Here is a 16,643-nt window from a genome sequence, read left to right on the forward strand (position 1 = left end):
GCGCGGGAAGATAGCCTAGGTCGGGTGTTCACCAGCCTGTCCGACCGCCTGACCGCGACGTTCAAGAACCTTCGCGGCAAGGGGCGGCTGTCCGAGTCCGATGTCAACAAGACCGTCCGGGACATCCGGATGGCCCTGATCGACGCCGATGTGGCGCTGCCCGTGGTCAAGGACTTCACCCGCGCGGTGCGCGAGCGGGCCACCGGGGCCGAGGTCAGCGGGGCGCTCAACCCGGCGCAGCAGGTCATCAAGATCGTCAACGAGGAGCTCGTGACGATCCTCGGTGGCAACACCCGCTCGATCGAGTTCGCGAAGCGACCGCCGACGGTGATCATGCTCGCCGGCCTGCAGGGCTCCGGCAAGACGACCTTCGCCGGCAAGCTCGGTGCCTGGCTCAAGGAGCAGGGCCACACGCCGATCCTCGTCGCGGCCGACCTGCAGCGCCCCAATGCCGTCACCCAGCTCGAGGTGACCGGTGAGCGGGCCGGGGTGCCCGTCTTCGCGCCCGAGCGCGGCAACCTGGGCGGCCACGACGCCGTCCTCGACTCCGGGGAGGGCACCCGCTCCTTTGGTGACCCGGTCGCCGTCGGCCGCGCCGGGGTCGCGCACGCCGAGGCGCAGCACCACGACGTGGTCATCGTCGACACCGCCGGCCGGCTGGCGGTCGACGAGGCGCTGATGCAGCAGGCGGCCGACATCCGCGAGGCCGTCCGCCCCGACGAGGTCCTCTTCGTCATCGACGCGATGATCGGCCAGGCGGCGGTCGAGACGGCCCAGGCTTTTGCCGAGGGCGTCGACTTCACCGGTGTCGTGCTGTCGAAGCTCGACGGCGATGCCCGCGGTGGTGCCGCGCTGTCCGTCGCCGGGACCACCGGACGACCGATCATGTTCGCCTCCGTCGGTGAGCAGACCCGCGACATCGAGGTCTTCCACCCCGACCGGATGGCCAGCCGCATCCTCGACATGGGTGACGTCCTCACGCTCATCGAGCAGGCCGAGCGCGCCTTCGAGCGCGGCCAGGCCGAGGAGATGCAGCGCAAGTTCCTCGCCGAGGAGGACTTCACCTTCGACGACTTCCTCCAGCAGATGTCGGCCATCAAGAAGATGGGCTCGCTGAAGTCGATGCTCAAGATGATGCCGGGCATGGGCCAGATGTCCGCTCAGCTGGACAACCTCGACGAGCGCGAGTTCGACCGCATCGAGGCGATGGTGCGCTCGATGACGCAGTTCGAGCGCACCCACCCCAAGCAGATCAACGGCTCGCGCCGCTCGCGCATCGCCAAGGGCTCCGGCGTCAGCGTCTCGGAGGTCAACCAGCTGCTCGAACGCTTCGGGCAGGCGCAGAAGATGATGAAGCAGATGGCCCGTGGCGGCGGCATGCCGGGGATGCCCGGTGCCCCCGGGGGCGGTGGCGGTGGCGCCAACCGCAAGAAGGGCAAGCAGCAGCAGCGCAAGAAGGGCAAGTCGGGCAACCCGGCCAAGCGCGCCCAGCAGGAGCGGGAGGCGGCCGAGAAGGCGGCCGGGCGGACCAGCGCCCCCGGCTCGGCCTTCGGCGGTGCAGCCGCCGGGGAGGGCTCCGACCAGCCCCGGCCCGCTGACCTCGACCCGAGCCAGCTGCCCAAGGGCTTCGAGAAGTTCCTGGGTCAGTAGTGGGCGAGCCGGCGCTGCACACGGTCAGCTCGGGCGAGTCGGGGCCCCGGATCGCCTTCTGCCACGGCCTGCTGGGCCAGGGACGCAACTGGAACCAGATCGCCAAGGGCCTCGCCGACGTCAGCCGACCCACCCTGGTCGACATGCCCGACCACGGGCATTCCCCGTGGTCGGACCGCATCGACTACTTCGACGCGGCCGCCGTGCTCGCCGACACGCTGCGGACCATCGACCCCGAGGAGCCGTGGACGGTCGTCGGGCACTCGATGGGCGGCAAGACCGCCATGGTGCTGGCGTTGACCGAGCCCGAGCTCGTCGAGCGGCTCGCGGTCGTGGACATCTCACCGGCGCCCACGGCCTCGTTCACCCAGTTCGAGACCTTTCTCGCCAGCATGCGCGGGATGGACCTCGACGAGGTGAGCAGCCGCGCGGACGCCGACGAGGCGATGCGGGAGGCGGCCCCCGACCCGGCGATCCGCGGATTCCTCCTGCAGAACCTGCGACGTGACGGCGACGGGTGGCGCTGGCTGCCCAACCTGGCGCTGCTCGAGCGTGACATCGCCGCCATCGGCGGGTGGCCGGAGGAGCGCATCGCCGAGCTTCCCCCCTTCGACGGGCCGGTGCTGTGGCTCTCCGGAGCGAACTCCCCCTACGTCTCGGAGGAGAACGACGCCGAGATGCGGCGGCTCTTCCCCCGGGTGCGCCAGGTGACGGTCAAGGAGGCCGGCCACTGGGTCCACTCCGAGCAGCCGGAGGTGACCACCGCGGCCCTGCGCGCACTGATCACCGGCGAGCGCGGCCGGGCCGAGGTGTGATGGGGTGGAGGGGTGCCTGACTATTCTTGGGCACTCCCGAGCAGAAGGAGCTGTCATGTCGCGCATCGCCATCATCGGTGGACACGGAAAGGTCGCCCTCGAGCTCACACCCCTCCTCGCCGAGGAGGACCACACGGTGACGTCCGTGATCCGCAACCCCGACCACGTCCGTGACGTCGAGTCCGCCGGCGGCACCCCCGTCCTCGCCGACGTCGCGGAGCTCGACGTGGACGGGATCGCCGAGGTCGTGGCCGACCACGACGTCGTCGTCTGGTCGGCCGGTGCCGGCGGCGGCAACCCGGACCGCACCTACGCGGTCGACCGTGACGCCGCGATCCGCTCGATGGACGCCGCCGCCCGGGCGGGCGTGCAGCGCTACGTCATGGTCAGCTACTGCGGAGCCGGCCCCGACCACGGGGTCGAGCCGGACAGCCCCTTCTTCCCCTACGCCGAGGCCAAGGCGGCGGCCGACGAGCACCTGCGCGGCACCGACCTCGACTGGACCGTCCTGGGCCCGAGCAAGCTCACCGACGGCCCGTCCACCGGGGCCATCGAGGTCGCCTCGAGGGCGGAGGGCAGCGGTGAGGTCTCCCGGGGGAACGTCGCCCGGGTCATCGCCGAGTCGATCGAGTCCAACGGCACCGTCCGGCGCACCATCGAGTTCCACGACGGGTCCACCCCGATCACCGAGGCGCTGCGCTGACCCGGCCCGCGTCGGAGGATAGCCTCGAGCCATGACCGATGTGCTGCACGTCACGGGAGAGGTGCTCGTCTCCGAGCACGAGAGCGTCCCCGAGCTGTGGGTGGTCGACGGGAGGATCTCCTTCACACCGCCTGCGAGCGGTGACGTGGAGACCGTCCGGGGGTTCGTCCTGCCGGGCTTCGTCGACGCCCACTGCCACGTCGGGCTCGATGCCCACGGGGCGGTGGACGACGCGACCAGCGAGCAGCAGGCGCTCACGGACCGGGACGCCGGGACGCTGCTCATCCGCGATGCCGGGTCACCCGCGGACACCCGGTGGGTCGACGAGCGCGACGACCTGCCCAAGATCATCCGCGCCGGCCGGCACATCGCGCGCACCCGCCGCTACATCCGCAACTTCGCGCACGAGATCGAGCCGGACCAGCTCGTCTCCCGGGTGCGCGCCGAGGCGCGCGCCGGGGACGGCTGGGTCAAGCTCGTCGGCGACTGGATCGACCGTGGAGCCGGTGACCTCACCCCGTGCTGGCCCCGTGACGTGCTCGCCGAGGCCATCGCCGCCGCCCACGAGGAGGGTGCGCGGGTGACCGCGCACTGCTTCGGCGAGGAGTCGCTCGCCGACTTCGCCGCCGCGGGGACGGACTGCATCGAGCACGCCACCGGGCTGGTGCCGGAGACCATCGACGCCTTCGCCCGGCAGGGCATCGCCATCGTCCCGACCCTGGTCAACATCGAGACCTTCCCGCAGATCGCGGCTCCGGCGGCCGAGAAGTTCCCCGACTACCACCGCCACATGCTCCAGCTGCACGAGCGGCGCTTCGAGACCATCGCCGCGGCCCGGGATGCGGGCATCGACGTCTACGTGGGGACCGATGCCGGGGGTTCGCTGCCGCACGGCCTGGTCGCGCAGGAGATGGAGCTGCTCACCCGTGCCGGCTTCTCGCAGACCGAGGCCCTTGCTGCCGGTACCTGGCGCTCGCGCGAGTGGCTGGGCCGGCCCGCGATCGCCGAGGGTGAGGACGCCGACCTCGTCGTCGTGGCCGAGGACCCCCGCGAGGACGTGCGCACCTGCGGCACGCCAGAGCACGTGATCCTGCGCGGCCGGCGGGTCGCCGGACGCTGACACCCCTCCCGGCCCGGGCGGGGGCCTCAGGCGGGGTCACTGACGAGCGCGCGCTCCTGCTCGGTCTGCATCCTCGCGCGCTGCTCGGCCGCCACCTCTGCCCGGTGGGCACGGACGCTGTGGGAGACCGCAGCGACCCAGGCGGTGATGACCAGGAGCTGCACGCTCCACACGACCGACCCGGAGAGGTCGAGGGCGCCCTCACCCATGATCGTGCGGGAGTTGGTGAGCACGATGATCCCCCCGACGGCGGAGCCGAGGACGCGTGGCGGGATCGTGCGCACCAGCCAGGCGGCGATCGGCGCGGCGATCATGCCGCCGAGCAGGAGCACGGCGACCCACGAGAAGTCGATGCCCCGGGAACCGAGGGCCGCGAGGAAGCCGATGCTCGCGGCCACCGAGATGAGGAACTCGCTGGTGTCGATCGAGCCGATGACCTTGCGCGGCTCCATGCGGCCGCTGGCGAGGATCGCAGGGGTGCCGACGGGGCCCCAGCCACCGCCGCCGGTGGCGTCGACGAAGCCACCGAAGAGCCCGAGCGGGACGAGGAATCGCGCGCGCAGGGGAGTGCCGAGCCGGTCCTTGCGCAGGCCCCCGACGGTGAACCTGACGAGGACATAGATCCCCAGCGCGAGGAGGATCCCCGACATCACGGGTGTCGCGGTCGAGGTGTCGAGCCCGGCGAGGAAGGTCGCTCCGGCGAAGGCGCCGATCGCTCCCGGGACGCCGATCTTGAGCACGACCGGCCAGTCGACGTTGCCGAAGCGCCAGTGAGCGGTCCCCGAGACGAGTGTCGTGCCGATCTCGGCGAGGTGGACGGTCGCCGAGGCCGCGACCGGACTGGTGCCGATGGCGAGCAGGAGCGTCGTGGTCGTCACGCCGTAGGCCATGCCGAGCGAGCCGTCGACGAGCTGGGCGAGGAAACCGACGACGGCGAGGAGGACGAGCTTGCGCATGGGGACTTCCTTCGTGGAGAGGCGCGATTCGAACTCCTATCATTTTGGTGTGTCAATGTCCCATCGCACAAGTCGGACTTCCCGGTCGTCGACGCCGCCGCGCGTGCGGGGATACTGGGGGCATGCACATCACTGCCCGGGCCGACTACGCAGTGCGTGCGATGCTCACGCTCGCCGATGCAGCCGATGGGGCGCCGGTCTCCGTCCAGCGGCTGGCCGAGGAGCAGGACCTGCCCCGCAAGTTCCTCGAGGCCATCCTCGGGGACCTGCGCCGGGCCTCGCTGGTGACCAGTCGCATGGGGGCGATGGGCGGTTACGTGCTCGCCCGCCCCGCCGGGGACATCTGCGTCGGCGAGGTCATCCGCGCGGTCGACGGCCCCCTGGCGGAGGTGCGCGGCGAGCGGCCGCAGGCCACCAGCTACGACGGGGCCGCGGCGAACCTGCGCACCCTGTGGGTCGCCGTGCGCGCGAGCGTGCGCTCGGTCCTCGACGAGACGACCCTGGCCGACGTGGTCTCCGGGGACCTGCCGCAGAGCGTCCGTCAGGCGCTCGAGCTGCCGGGGGCGTGGGAGAACCGCTGACCGACGGCGAAGGGGGTGGGAGCCGTCGCTCCCACCCCCTTCGTCCTGTCGTGGCTCAGAGGGCGCCCTTGCGCCACGGGCCCGTGATCGCGAACGTGATGCCCGGGCTCTGCGCGTTGGCGAAGAGCCAGTTGCCGTTCTTCGGCTCGAAGGTCGACCCGCACCACTCCGACCCGGTGTAGGTGCCGGCGGCGACGGTGCTGCCGGCGATGCCGCTCTCGGGCAGCACGACGGTGTTCTGGGCGAAGGGGAAGATCTCGCCGGTGGCGGTCAGGCCGTGGAGGAACTCGCTGCCGCTGCCGTCCTCGCACAGCACGATGCCGCCGCGCGGGGAGACGCAGATGTTGTCGGGGTTGTTCAGCGTCGCGGCGTCGGGCGAGGCGATGAGGACGGTCATCGTCTCGGTCCGCGGGTCGTACTCGAAGACCTGGCCCTGGCCGGCCGGGCCGCCGCTCGTGGACACGATGTACGCGCGGTCGTTGCCCCACCACGCGCCCTCGAGGCGGGCGAACTGGGCGCCCCCCTTCGCGATGCCCTGCTGCACGACGCTCGTCTCGCCCGCTCCGGGGTCGGGCTGGTCGATCGTCACCCACGTCAGGTTGCGGTAGGTCGTGCCGGTACCGGCACGGTAGGTCTGGTGGGACGTGCTGCCGATGGCCAGCATCTGCAGCTCGCCACCGTCGGCGAGGCGCCCCGGCGTCCTGGGGACGTAGCGGTAGAGGCCGGACGGGGTCGCGTCCTCGGTGAGGTAGGTGATCCCGGTCGAGGGGTCGGTGCACGTGGCCTCGTGCGAGAAGCGGCCCATCTGCCGGATCGGCTCGGCGTTGCTCTTGCCCGTGGTCGGGACCTCGAAGACGTAGCCGTGGCGGGTGCCGTCGGCGGAGATGTGCGTCGTCTCCTCGCAGGAGAGCCAGGTGCCCCACGGGGTCGGCCCGCCGGCGCAGTTGCGCACGGTGCCCGAGAGGGAGGCGTAGGACTCGAGGAACTGTCCCGCGTCCGGGTCGAAGACGACCGTCGTCGTGCCGCCGGCGCCCTCGCGGGCGTCGTAGGCCGTGCTGTCGTAGGCGGGGCCCGTGCCGTTCTCGTGGTTGCGCACCAGGCGGACGAGGTCACCGTCGCGGAAGGCGGCCATGCCATCGTGCATGGCGGGGGTGCGCAGGCCGTCGGACATCATCGAGCCGGTCCAGCCGTAGGTGAGGTACTCGAAGCCCTTCGGGAGCGAGATGAGCTCGAGCCCGGTGGTCTGGTCCTTCACCGGGTGGAGCGGGCCGTAGTCGGGGCCGAAGGGGCGGCGGCTCATCGGGGCGGCCCCGGCGGTGCGGGCGCCGAGGGCTCCCAGCGGGCCGAGTGCGGCGAGGGAGGCGGCTCCCTGGATGAGGGTACGGCGCTGGACGAAGGGGGACTGCTCGGTGGTCATGCGGCTCTCTCCTGCGATGTCGGTGACGGCCGCGCCGGTCGGCGTGCCCGTGGGACACCGCAATCCAAGGCGGCACGTGAGAACCTCGCGTGACGCCCGGGTCAACGCCGGGTATGGAACGGGTGACCGTTCACCAGCTGCTTTTGGTCGGGTACCGCCGGTCGTGGAAGAATCCCGGGTGTACCCGTCCGCGCTGTCCGCGCGCCGGATGCCTACACCCCGAGCAGCGGTACCCCGTGCGACAGGCGCACGGTCTGGCCGTGCTCATGATCGTGAAGGAGACCACGCCAGTGGCCGTCAAGATTCGTCTCAAGCGCATGGGCAAGATCCGCGCCCCGTTCTACCGCGTCGTCGTCATGGACGCCCGTGCCAAGCGGGACGGCCGGGCGATCGAGGAGATCGGCCTGTACCACCCCACCGAGGAGCCCTCGGTCATCGACATCAACAGCGAGCGTGCGCAGTACTGGCTCTCCGAGGGCGCCCAGCCCACCGAGGCCGTCGCCGCCCTGCTCAAGGTCACCGGTGACTGGCAGAAGTTCAAGGGCGAGCCCGGCGCCGAGGGCACCCTGAAGTCCAGGGAGCCGCGGACCTCGAAGAAGGAGCTCTACGAGGCCGCCCTCGCCTCCTCCGACAAGGAGGCCAGCGAGCACGAGGCGATCACGTCCAAGAAGAAGGCCGACAGGGAGGCCGCCAAGGCGCAGGCCGCCTCCGAGCCGGCTGCCAAGGACGACGCCCCGAGCGCCCCCGCCGAGTCCCCCGCCGAGACCCCCCGAGGCCTGAGATGCTCGACGAGGCGCTCGAGCACCTGGTCATCGGCATCGTCGACCACAAGGACGACGTCGTCGTGCGGAGCAAGAACCTGCGTCGCGGGCAGATCCTCGAGGTGCGCGTGCACCCCGACGATCTCGGCCGCGTCATCGGTCGCTCCGGCCGCACCGCCTCGGCGCTGCGCACCGTCCTCGGTGCGCTCTCCGGTGGTGAGAACGTCCGGATCGACATCGTCGACACCGACCGCGAGCGCTGAGTCGCCCGCGGGAGACGAGGGGCCGCCATCCAGCACGGATGGCGGCCCCCCGTCGTGTCACACGGGGTCGTCCCGGGCACGTATCTTGGCCCGCATGGATGCTCCCGAGGGCCACGTCGTCGCCCGCATCGGCAAACCCCACGCCCTGCGCGGTGAGGTGACGGTCCAGCTGCACACGGACGACCCCGAGTCCCGATTCGTGCCCGGGGTCGTCTTCGACACCCGGGCGGAGGCCGGCTCGGGCGTCCCGCGGCAGCTGACCCTGGCGACGAGCCGGGTCCACCGCGGCATCTGGCTGCTGGGCTTCGAGGGGATCCCCGACCGCACCGGTGCGGAGTCACTGCGCGGCACCCGCCTGCTCCTGGCCGAGCCGGACGCGATGGACGAGGCGGACGACGACGGCTGGTACGAGGAGGATCTCGTCGGTCTGACGGCACGCACGCCCGACGGGGCGGTCGTCGGCGAGGTCACCGCGCTCGAGATCGGTGCCGCGCAGGACCGCCTCGTGCTGCGCCGACCCGACGGCGAGGAGGCGCTCGTCCCCTTCGTCGAGGCGATCGTCACCGAGGTGGACCCGTCGGCCGGACGGCTCGTCGTCGACCCCCCGCCCGGCCTGCTCGACCTCGACGCGAAGGGGAGTGAGCCGTGCGCATCGACGCCATCTCGATCTTCCCGGACTACCTGGCGCCCCTGGACCTCTCGCTCATCGGGAAGGCGCGTCGCGAGCAGATCCTCGACGTGCGGGTGCACGACCTGCGCGACTTCACCCACGACCGCCACCGGACGGTGGACGACACGCCGTACGGGGGCGGGGCCGGGATGGTCATGAAGCCCCAGCCGTGGAGCGAGGCCCTCACCCACGTCCTCGACTCCGCCGACGAGGCGACGGGCCCGGCCCCGGTGCTCATCGTCCCCGGGCCCGGTGGAGAGCGCTTCACCCAGGCGATGGCCCACCAGCTCGCCGCGGCCCCCTGGCTGACCTTCGCGTGCGGCCGGTACGAGGGGATCGACGAGCGCACCTACGAGTGGGCCGCCGAACGCATGGAGGTCCGAGTCGTCTCCCTGGGTGACTACGTGCTCAACGGCGGCGAGGTCGCGGTGCTCGCGATGGTCGAGGCGATCGGGCGCCTCCTGCCGGGGGTCGTCGGCAACGCGGAGTCGCTCGTCGAGGAGTCGCACGAAGGGGGGCTGCTCGAGTACCCGATCTACACCAAGCCGGCGGTGTGGGACGGCGGCGACGGCGTGGAGCGCGCGGTGCCGGACGTGCTGCTCGGCGGCAACCACGCCGCCATCGCCCGGTGGCGGCACGAGCAGCGCCTCGCGCGCACGGCCGCCCGGCGCCCCGACCTGCTGCACACGGCGGCGACGACGGCGGACCTCGCCGACCTGGAGCACGCCGTCGCCTCACCCGCGGACGCGCCCGAGCTGGCCGTGCTGCAGAAGGCCTGCTGGATCGAGATGGTCGCCCAGCCGCAGCACTGGTGGGGCGCGCCGGCCGAGGACGCGGGCACGGTCGCCGAGAACCTCGGGCAGTGGACGACGCATCTCTTCCGCTCCGAGGGTCGCCTGGTCATGTCCGTGCGCGTGCGGCGCGACCCGCACGAGCCGACGACCTGGCAGATCAGTCGGATCATGGTCGCGCCCGACCTGCAGCGGCAGGGCCTCGGACGGGCCCTGCTCGCGCACGCCGAGGCGCTCGCTCCCGCGGACATCACGACCTTCTGGCTCAACACCGGCGCCGACCAGCCGCGCCTGCTCAAGATCTACAAGAAGGCCGGGTACCGCGTCGTCGGCCCCGGGGTCGGGCCGGGCACTGTCGACCTCGTCCGTCGCGCCGACCACTGACGCCGGTCGGCCGCGGGCCCGGGCCCTCTCGACGCGTGCTCGATTTCTGGTCACGCACGTCCTCTGGCAGACTTGGTCATCGCGCTCATGACACCGCCCCTGCCACAGGGGGAGTGACGGGCCCGCAGCCACCCTCGGGTGGCCACGACCTGCACGCGGCGGTGAGCGCGACCTCCACACCATTGACGAGGGCGGACGACCTGTGGCGTCCGCAGGAAGCGACAACGCCATGCAGCGTTTCGACGAGATCGACAAGGCCTCCATGCGGGACGACGTCCCCGAGTTCCGCGCCGGTGACACCGTCAAGGTGCACGTGAAGGTCATCGAGGGCAGCCGCTCCCGTATCCAGGTCTTCCAGGGTGTCGTCATCCGTCGCCACGGCGGCGGCGTCGGCGAGACCTTCACCGTCCGCAAGACCTCCTTCGGTGTCGGCGTGGAGCGCACCTTCCCGGTGCACGCGCCGGTCATCGACAAGATCGAGGTCGCCACCCGTGGGGACGTCCGCCGCGCGAAGCTGTACTACCTGCGTGACCGCAAAGGCAAGGCCGCTCGCATCCGCGAGAAGCGCGAGACCCCCGCGAACTGACGCATCCGCCCTCGCGGCGGTCGTAGGCTGACGCCCGATGTCGACCGACCCCGCCGCGAACGCCTCGACCCCCGCCGGTGAGCCGGCGGGGTCGAGGCGCATCCGGCCCGACGTCTGCTGCTCGAGATCGGTGTGGGCATCCTGCTCCTCGTCCTGCTGCGGGTCCTCGTCATCCAGTCCTTCCACGTCCCGAGCGGCTCGATGGAACCGACGATCCGGCCGGGGGACCGCGTCGTCGTGACGAAGATCGGTGCGGGTGCCGTCGAGCGCGGCGACGTGATCGTCTTCGACGGCACGCCGACGTTCGCGTCCGGGGACGACACCGGGTCACCGCTCGGCGGTCGCGTCGGCCGGGCCCTCTCGGCCACCGCATCGACCTTCTCGATCGACCTGGGGGAGCGGGCCCACCTCAAGCGGGTGGCGGGTGTCGGCGGCGACACCGTCTCGTGCACGCCCGAGGAGGGGCTGGTCGTGGACGGCGAGCCCGTCGCCGAGCCGTGGCTCTCGCCCGAGGAGGTGCCGTGCGAGCACCCCTTCTCCGTGGTCGTGCCGCCCGAGCGGCTCTTCGTCCTCGGCGACAACCGGTCGGAGTCGGCGGACTCCCGCAGTCACCTGGGTGACCCGGGGGGCGGGATGGTCCCGCTCGACGACGTCATCGGGCACGTCGCGTGGCGCTACTGGCCCCTCGACCGCCTCGGTGGGCTCGGGGAGCGGGCCGACCGACACGTCGACACGGGCTCCGGTGCACACGTGCACCGCACGAGCAGCGATACTGGACGGGACCGTACCCGGGACCCGGGCGCACTAGAGGAAGAGACCAGTGGCACACGACCCTGACTCCGCACGCGCGGAGGCCGAAGACGCACGACGGGAGCGGGCCCGTGCCGACCGCACGCACCGCGAGCGCGGCTTCGGCGCCAGACTCGGCTCCGCGGTCAAGGAGGTCTTCATCGTCCTCGCGATGGCGCTGGTGCTCTCCTTCATCGTCAAGACCTTCCTCATCCAGGCCTTCTTCATCCCGAGCGAGTCGATGGAGGACACCCTGCTCGTCGGCGACCGCGTCGTCGTCTCGAAGCTGTCCCCGACGCTCGTGGACATCGACCGCGGCGACGTCATCGTCTTCGACGACCCCGGTGACTGGCTCGACCCGGCGCCCGAGGCCGATCGCGGGGCGGCGCTGAACGCCCTGCGTGACGGCCTGATGTTCGTCGGTCTGCTGCCCGACACCTCCGAGGGACACCTGATCAAGCGCGTCATCGGCCTGCCGGGCGACACGGTGCAGTGCTGCGACGCCGAGGGCCGGCTGCTCGTCAACGGCACGGCGATCGACGAGCGGGCCTACCTCAAGCCCGGTCAGGGCGAGGACACCCAGGAGTTCAACATCACCGTCCCCGAGGGGCGGCTGTGGGTCCTGGGGGACAACCGCGGCGACTCGTCCGACTCCCGCTTCCACGACCCGGGCGGGACCGGTGCGGAGGGGTCCGTGCCCATCGACCTCGTCGTCGGCAAGGCCGTCCTGAAGGTGTGGCCCCTGAACCGCATGGGCCCGCTCTCCGACCACGACGACGTCTTCGCCGACGTGCCGGACCCGGGCAACCGGGCGTTCGGCCTGGCCGCCCGCGAGACTCCCGCGACACGATGACCCGCCCCGGCACCCCTCGGTCCTCCCGCCCCAGCCTGCGCGTCGAGCGCGAGCTGCAGCGGGCCGGGCACCGGGTGCTCGCCGGGATGGACGAGGTCGGCCGTGGGGCCCTCGCCGGCCCGGTGAGCGTCGGGGTCGTCGTCATCGACGAGGCCTGCCCGAGCGCACCCACCGGCGTGAAGGACTCCAAGCTGTTGACGCCCGCCGCCCGCGAGGCGATGGTCCCGCGGCTGACCCGCTGGGCCCGCGGCCACGCCGTCGGTCACGCGATGCCCGCCGAGATCGACGAGGTCGGGATCATCGGGGCCCTGCGCCTGGCGGGGACGCGAGCGCTGGCCGCCCTCGACGTCGTGCCGGACCTCGTGCTCCTCGACGGCAACCACGACTGGCTCACCGACCCCGAGCAGGTCGGTCTCCTCGCCGAGCTGGCGGGGAGCACCACCCCACCGGTGCGCACCCTGGTCAAGGGCGACATGCGGTGCAGCTCGGTGGCTGCCGCGAGCGTGCTGGCCAAGGTGGAGCGCGACGGCATGATGGCCGAGCTCGACCACGAGTACCCGCACTACGGCTGGGCCGACAACAAGGGCTACTCGGCGAGCGCGCACATGGATGCCCTCGCCGCCCACGGTCCCTGCGACCACCATCGTCGCTCCTGGTCCCTGCCCGGGGTGACCTCCGGTGGGCCGGTGGTCGTCATGGATGATGAGGGAGAGGTCGTCGCCCGACCCCTGGAGGACATGGTCAGCGAAGGGAGGCCGCAGTGAGCTCGGAGGATCTGGAGAGGTACGAGACGGAGATGGAGCTGGCGCTCTACCGGGAGTACCGGGACGTCGTCCACCTCTTCAGCCACGTCGTCGAGACCGAGCGGCGCTTCTACCTCGCCAACAGCGTCGACGTGAAGGTCCGTGGCGAGGGGGCCGAGGTCTACTTCGAGGTGACGATGGAGGACGCGTGGGTATGGGACATCTACCGTCCCGCGCGCTTCGCCCGCCAGGTGCGGGTGGTCACCTTCAAGGACGTCAACGTCGAGGAGCTGGCCAAGAACGAGCTCGAGGTCCCCGACAGCGGCTTCCGTCCCGGCGGCCGCTAGTCGTCCACAAGCCCACGAGGGGCAGCGACCGGATCCACAGCGCCCTCCGGTGACCTCCCGATCACCCCCGGGCCGCCGTTGACTGGCGGCGGAGGTGGTCGAGATGACCGAGCAAGCATCCGCACGAGCCGCTCTCGGGGTGGCCGGCGAGGACATGGCGCAGCAGTACCTGACCGACCGGGGGATGGTCCTGCTGGACCGCAACTGGCGCTGCCGTGAGGGCGAGATCGACCTCGTCCTGCGCGACGGCGGCACGGTGGTCGTGTGCGAGGTGAAGACCCGCCGCACGACGACCTTCGGCGAGCCGATCCAGGCGATCACCCGGGCGAAGCTGGCCCGGCTGCGTCGACTCGCCGGCTGCTGGCTCGCCGACCACCCGGTGCCCGCTCACGGCCTGCGCCTGGACGTCGTCGCCCTGCTGCAGCACCCCGACGGCAGCTTCTCGGTCGACCACCGCCCCGGGGTGGGGCAGTGAGCATCGGGGTCACCCGCGGCGTGGCCCTGCGCGGGATCACCGGCCGGGTCGTGGACGTCGAGTGCCACAGTGGGCAGGGGCTGCCCTCCTTCGAGATCGGTGGGTTGCCGGACACCGCGCTGCGCCAGGCACCCCAACGGGTCCGTGCGGCGGCCATCGCCGCCGGGTACTCCCTGAACCAGCGGCAGCTGACGATCAACCTCTCCCCGGCGGCGATCCCCAAGCACGGGACGTCCTTCGACCTGGGGATCGCCGTGGCCGCCCTGACCGCCTGCGAGGTCCTCCCGGCGGAGACGGTGCGACCCATCGTCCACCTGGCCGAGCTCGGGCTCGACGGTCGCCTCCGCCACGTCACCGGGATCCTCCCGGCCGTGCTCGCCGCCCAGGCAGCCGGCTGCACGCACGTCGTCGTCGCCCCGAGCGACGTCGCGGAGGCGGGGCTCGTCGAGGGAGTCACCGTCTCGACCGCGACCACGCTCAGGGACCTCGTCGACGGCTACCGGTCACTGGCGGCGGGGGAGTCGCCGCCCCCGGCTCCCGCCCCACCGGCGCAGGTGACGGAGCCGCACGGTCGCAGCCTCGACCTCGCCGACGTCTCGGGACAGCACGAGGCCAGGTCCGCGCTGACCCTCGCCGCCGCCGGTGGGCACCACCTGCTGCTCAACGGGCCGCCCGGGTCGGGCAAGACCATGCTGGCCGAGCGGTTGGTGACGATCCTGCCGCCCCTGACCCGTGAGCAGGCCCTGGAGAGCCTTGCGGTGCGCTCCGTGCTCGGCGCGGTCCCCACCACGGGAATCGACCTCGTGCCGCCCTTCGTCGCACCGCACCACTCGGCCAGCGTGCCCTCGCTCGTCGGCGGCGGGACCGCTGCGGTGCTGCCCGGCGCGATCTCGCAGGCCCACCACGGCGTCCTCTTCCTGGACGAGGCGGCGGAGTTCGCGGGGTCCTCCCTGCAGGCCCTGCGCCAGCCGCTGGAGTCGGGGGAGGTCGTCATCGCCCGGGCTCGCGAGCGGGTGTCCTACCCGGCACGCGTGCAGCTCGTCCTCGCCGCGAACCCCTGTCCCTGCGGCGAGGGCCACGGCAAGGGGCTGAGCTGCCGGTGCCGACCGACGGAGCGGCGGGCCTACGCCGCACGCCTGAGCGGGCCGCTGATGGACCGCATGGACATCCAGGTGCAGGTGCCCAAGGTCAGCCTCGCCGACCTCAGCGAGGACCCCCCGGACTCCAGCGCCGCGGTCGGGGCGCGGGTGGTGGAGGCCCGCCGAGCGCAGGCGCGGCGATGGCCCGCCGACAGCTGGCAGCTCAACAGCCAGGTGCCCGGCCCCGTGCTGCGACGGGCCCCGTGGCGTCTGCCGTCGGCGACGACCCGGGTGCTCGACCGCGCCCTCGAGCTCGGGCAGGTGACCCTGCGCGGCTACGACCGGGTCCTCCGGCTGGCCTGGTCGAGCGCCGACCTGCACGGCCGCACGACCCCGAGCGTCGACGACGTCGGCCTGGCGCTGATGTACCGCACCCAGGGCGCGGTGGCCGCGTGAGCGCCGGTGGTCCGCGGGTCCCCACCCGGGCCGAGGTGGCCCGCGCCCACGCGGAGGTCGGTTCCGACGAGCGGCGCGCCCGGATCGCGTGGTCCCGCCTGCTGGAACCCCAGCGTGAACGCGTCAGCGACACCCCTTCGGCGCTCCACGAGCACATCGCGACTCTCGGGCACGTCGATGCCTGGCACCGGTTGGTCGACGACGACCTCCCGCGGTGCGAGAGCGCCCGTGCCCGGGTCCCTGACGTCGACGTCGACGGGGAGCTGGGCCGGGCCGCGCGATCGGGCGCACGGGTGGTCATCCCCGGGGACGCCGACTGGCCCGTGGGCTTCGACCACCCGATCATCGCGCCGCACCTGGTGCACGTGCGTGGGCAGGGGTGTCTGGGTGACCTCGCCGCGAGGGCGGTGGCCATCGTCGGCTCCCGGGCGAGCACCGGCTACGGCGAGGCCATCGCCCGCGAGATGGGCGCCGGCGTCGCGCGGCACGGGTGGAGCGTCGTCTCGGGGGCCGCCTACGGCATCGATGCGGCGGCCCACCAGGGGACGCTCGCGGTCGACGGTGCGGCTATCGCGGTGCTGCCCTGCGGGCCGGACCGCGTGTACCCGCGGGGGCACGAACGACTCATCCACGCGGTCGCCGAGGCCGGCGTGGTCATCACCGAGCTGGCCACCGGCACGACGGCGCGACGACACCGCTTCCTCGCTCGCAACCGACTCATCGCTGCCCTGGGCGGCGCCTGCGTCGTCGTCGAGGCCGGCCTGCGCTCGGGATCGCTGAACACCGCGGGCTGGGCCGACGCGCTGCACCGACCCGTCGGGGCCGTGCCCGGTCCCGTCACGCAGATGTCCTCGGCGGGCTGTCACGAGTGGATCCGTCGGGGCCAGGCGACCCTCGTCACCGATGCCGACGAGGTCCTGGGGCTGGCGGCCCCCGTCGGGGAGGCCCCGGCGGAGGTGGTCGAGCTCCTGGGCCCGCGTCGCACCCCCGACGTGCTGCCCAGCGACCAGCGCCGAGTCCACGACCTGCTGGACGTCCGGCGGGGCAGGGACGTCGGCGCCCTGGCGACCGAGCTGGTGGTGCCGGTCGAGGAGGTGATCGGCCAGCTGGCCATCATGCAGCTCGAGGGGTGGGCGCAGCAGGCCGACGACGGTCGCTGGCACCGCGGTGGCGGCCCGACACGGTGAGCGTGCACCGTCTCCGG

The 16,643-nt window shown here is 72.4% G+C and carries 17 protein-coding genes and 2 pseudogenes; 17 read left to right on the plus strand and 2 right to left on the minus strand.

Features of this window, described 5'->3' with window-relative positions; all coding sequences use genetic code 11:
* Window positions 1-24 precede the first annotated feature (24 nt).
* From ffh to PVE36_RS04980, 4 genes are read left to right on the plus strand one after another with little or no spacing between them, the layout of a single operon-like run.
* On the plus strand, window positions 25-1,650 hold the full coding sequence (gene ffh, locus PVE36_RS04965; RefSeq protein ID WP_277454960.1) for a signal recognition particle protein: 1,626 nt from the start codon (window positions 25-27) through the stop codon (window positions 1,648-1,650).
* Entirely contained in the window at window positions 1,650-2,465 is an 816-nt protein-coding gene (locus tag PVE36_RS04970) for an alpha/beta fold hydrolase (protein ID WP_277454961.1), read from the plus strand. The genes ffh and PVE36_RS04970 overlap by 1 nt, the downstream gene beginning before the upstream one ends.
* A 55-nt stretch (window positions 2,466-2,520) precedes the next feature.
* On the plus strand, window positions 2,521-3,168 hold the full coding sequence (locus tag PVE36_RS04975) for an SDR family oxidoreductase (RefSeq protein WP_277454962.1): 648 nt from the start codon (window positions 2,521-2,523) through the stop codon (window positions 3,166-3,168).
* Between the two features lie 31 nt (window positions 3,169-3,199).
* Window positions 3,200-4,288, plus strand: coding sequence for an amidohydrolase family protein (locus PVE36_RS04980; protein ID WP_277454963.1), 1,089 nt, complete (start codon window positions 3,200-3,202; stop codon window positions 4,286-4,288).
* Between the two features lie 26 nt (window positions 4,289-4,314).
* Here PVE36_RS04980 and PVE36_RS04985 read toward each other — a convergent pair whose 3' ends face one another.
* The gene (locus PVE36_RS04985) at window positions 4,315-5,244 is read right to left on the minus strand and encodes a sulfite exporter TauE/SafE family protein (RefSeq protein WP_277454965.1); all 930 of its coding nucleotides are present in this window, start codon (window positions 5,242-5,244) and stop codon (window positions 4,315-4,317) included.
* A 122-nt stretch (window positions 5,245-5,366) separates the two neighbouring features.
* Here PVE36_RS04985 and PVE36_RS04990 point away from each other — a divergent pair, with 122 nt between their 5' ends.
* The gene (locus tag PVE36_RS04990; RefSeq protein WP_277454967.1) at window positions 5,367-5,825 is read left to right on the plus strand and encodes an Rrf2 family transcriptional regulator; all 459 of its coding nucleotides are present in this window, start codon (window positions 5,367-5,369) and stop codon (window positions 5,823-5,825) included.
* A 55-nt stretch (window positions 5,826-5,880) separates the two neighbouring features.
* Here the strand turns inward: PVE36_RS04990 and PVE36_RS04995 are convergent, their stop codons facing one another.
* Entirely contained in the window at window positions 5,881-7,242 is a 1,362-nt protein-coding gene (locus tag PVE36_RS04995; RefSeq protein WP_277454968.1) for an alkaline phosphatase PhoX, read from the minus strand.
* A 290-nt stretch (window positions 7,243-7,532) separates the two neighbouring features.
* On the opposite strand from PVE36_RS04995, the pseudogene rpsP reads away from it, so the two are divergent.
* The 12 genes and pseudogenes from rpsP to dprA all read left to right on the plus strand — a co-directional run.
* Window positions 7,533-7,994 (plus strand): annotated as a pseudogene (rpsP, locus tag PVE36_RS05000) (30S ribosomal protein S16); the annotation flags it as partial.
* Between the two features lie 29 nt (window positions 7,995-8,023).
* Window positions 8,024-8,266 (plus strand): RNA-binding protein, encoded by a 243-nt coding sequence (locus PVE36_RS05005; protein WP_277240012.1) that lies wholly within the window; start codon window positions 8,024-8,026, stop codon window positions 8,264-8,266.
* 94 nt (window positions 8,267-8,360) lie between these two features.
* Window positions 8,361-8,873: pseudogene (rimM, locus tag PVE36_RS05010) on the plus strand (ribosome maturation factor RimM); the annotation flags it as partial.
* A 38-nt stretch (window positions 8,874-8,911) separates the two neighbouring features.
* On the plus strand, window positions 8,912-10,111 hold the full coding sequence (trmD, locus tag PVE36_RS05015) for a tRNA (guanosine(37)-N1)-methyltransferase TrmD (protein ID WP_277454969.1): 1,200 nt from the start codon (window positions 8,912-8,914) through the stop codon (window positions 10,109-10,111).
* Window positions 10,112-10,340: 229 nt separating this feature from the next.
* Window positions 10,341-10,697, plus strand: coding sequence for a 50S ribosomal protein L19 (gene rplS / locus PVE36_RS05020; protein WP_277454973.1), 357 nt, complete (start codon window positions 10,341-10,343; stop codon window positions 10,695-10,697).
* A 117-nt stretch (window positions 10,698-10,814) separates the two neighbouring features.
* Window positions 10,815-11,534 carry a signal peptidase I gene (gene lepB / locus PVE36_RS05025; RefSeq protein ID WP_346780636.1) on the plus strand — a complete coding sequence of 240 codons (720 nt, stop codon included), beginning with the start codon at window positions 10,815-10,817 and terminating at the stop codon, window positions 11,532-11,534.
* Window positions 11,518-12,339 carry a signal peptidase I gene (gene lepB / locus PVE36_RS05030; protein ID WP_277454975.1) on the plus strand — a complete coding sequence of 274 codons (822 nt, stop codon included), beginning with the start codon at window positions 11,518-11,520 and terminating at the stop codon, window positions 12,337-12,339. Before lepB (PVE36_RS05025) ends, lepB (PVE36_RS05030) begins: the two co-directional genes overlap by 17 nt.
* Window positions 12,336-13,103, plus strand: a complete 768-nt coding sequence (locus tag PVE36_RS05035) for a ribonuclease HII (RefSeq protein WP_277454976.1) — start codon at window positions 12,336-12,338, stop codon at window positions 13,101-13,103. The genes lepB (PVE36_RS05030) and PVE36_RS05035 overlap by 4 nt, the downstream gene beginning before the upstream one ends.
* Window positions 13,100-13,429, plus strand: a complete 330-nt coding sequence (locus PVE36_RS05040) for a DUF2469 domain-containing protein (protein ID WP_277454977.1) — start codon at window positions 13,100-13,102, stop codon at window positions 13,427-13,429. The genes PVE36_RS05035 and PVE36_RS05040 overlap by 4 nt, the downstream gene beginning before the upstream one ends.
* A 103-nt stretch (window positions 13,430-13,532) precedes the next feature.
* Window positions 13,533-13,904 carry a YraN family protein gene (locus PVE36_RS05045; protein WP_277454978.1) on the plus strand — a complete coding sequence of 124 codons (372 nt, stop codon included), beginning with the start codon at window positions 13,533-13,535 and terminating at the stop codon, window positions 13,902-13,904.
* Window positions 13,901-15,439, plus strand: coding sequence for a YifB family Mg chelatase-like AAA ATPase (locus PVE36_RS05050; RefSeq protein ID WP_277454979.1), 1,539 nt, complete (start codon window positions 13,901-13,903; stop codon window positions 15,437-15,439). Before PVE36_RS05045 ends, PVE36_RS05050 begins: the two co-directional genes overlap by 4 nt.
* Window positions 15,436-16,626: a DNA-processing protein DprA gene (gene dprA / locus PVE36_RS05055; protein ID WP_277454980.1), complete on the plus strand. Its 1,191-nt coding sequence runs from the start codon at window positions 15,436-15,438 to the stop codon at window positions 16,624-16,626. The genes PVE36_RS05050 and dprA overlap by 4 nt, the downstream gene beginning before the upstream one ends.
* The last annotated feature ends 17 nt before the right edge of the window (window positions 16,627-16,643 follow it).

Source organism: Janibacter sp. DB-40 (genome assembly GCF_029510815.1).
GTDB lineage: Bacteria > Actinomycetota > Actinomycetes > Actinomycetales > Dermatophilaceae > Janibacter.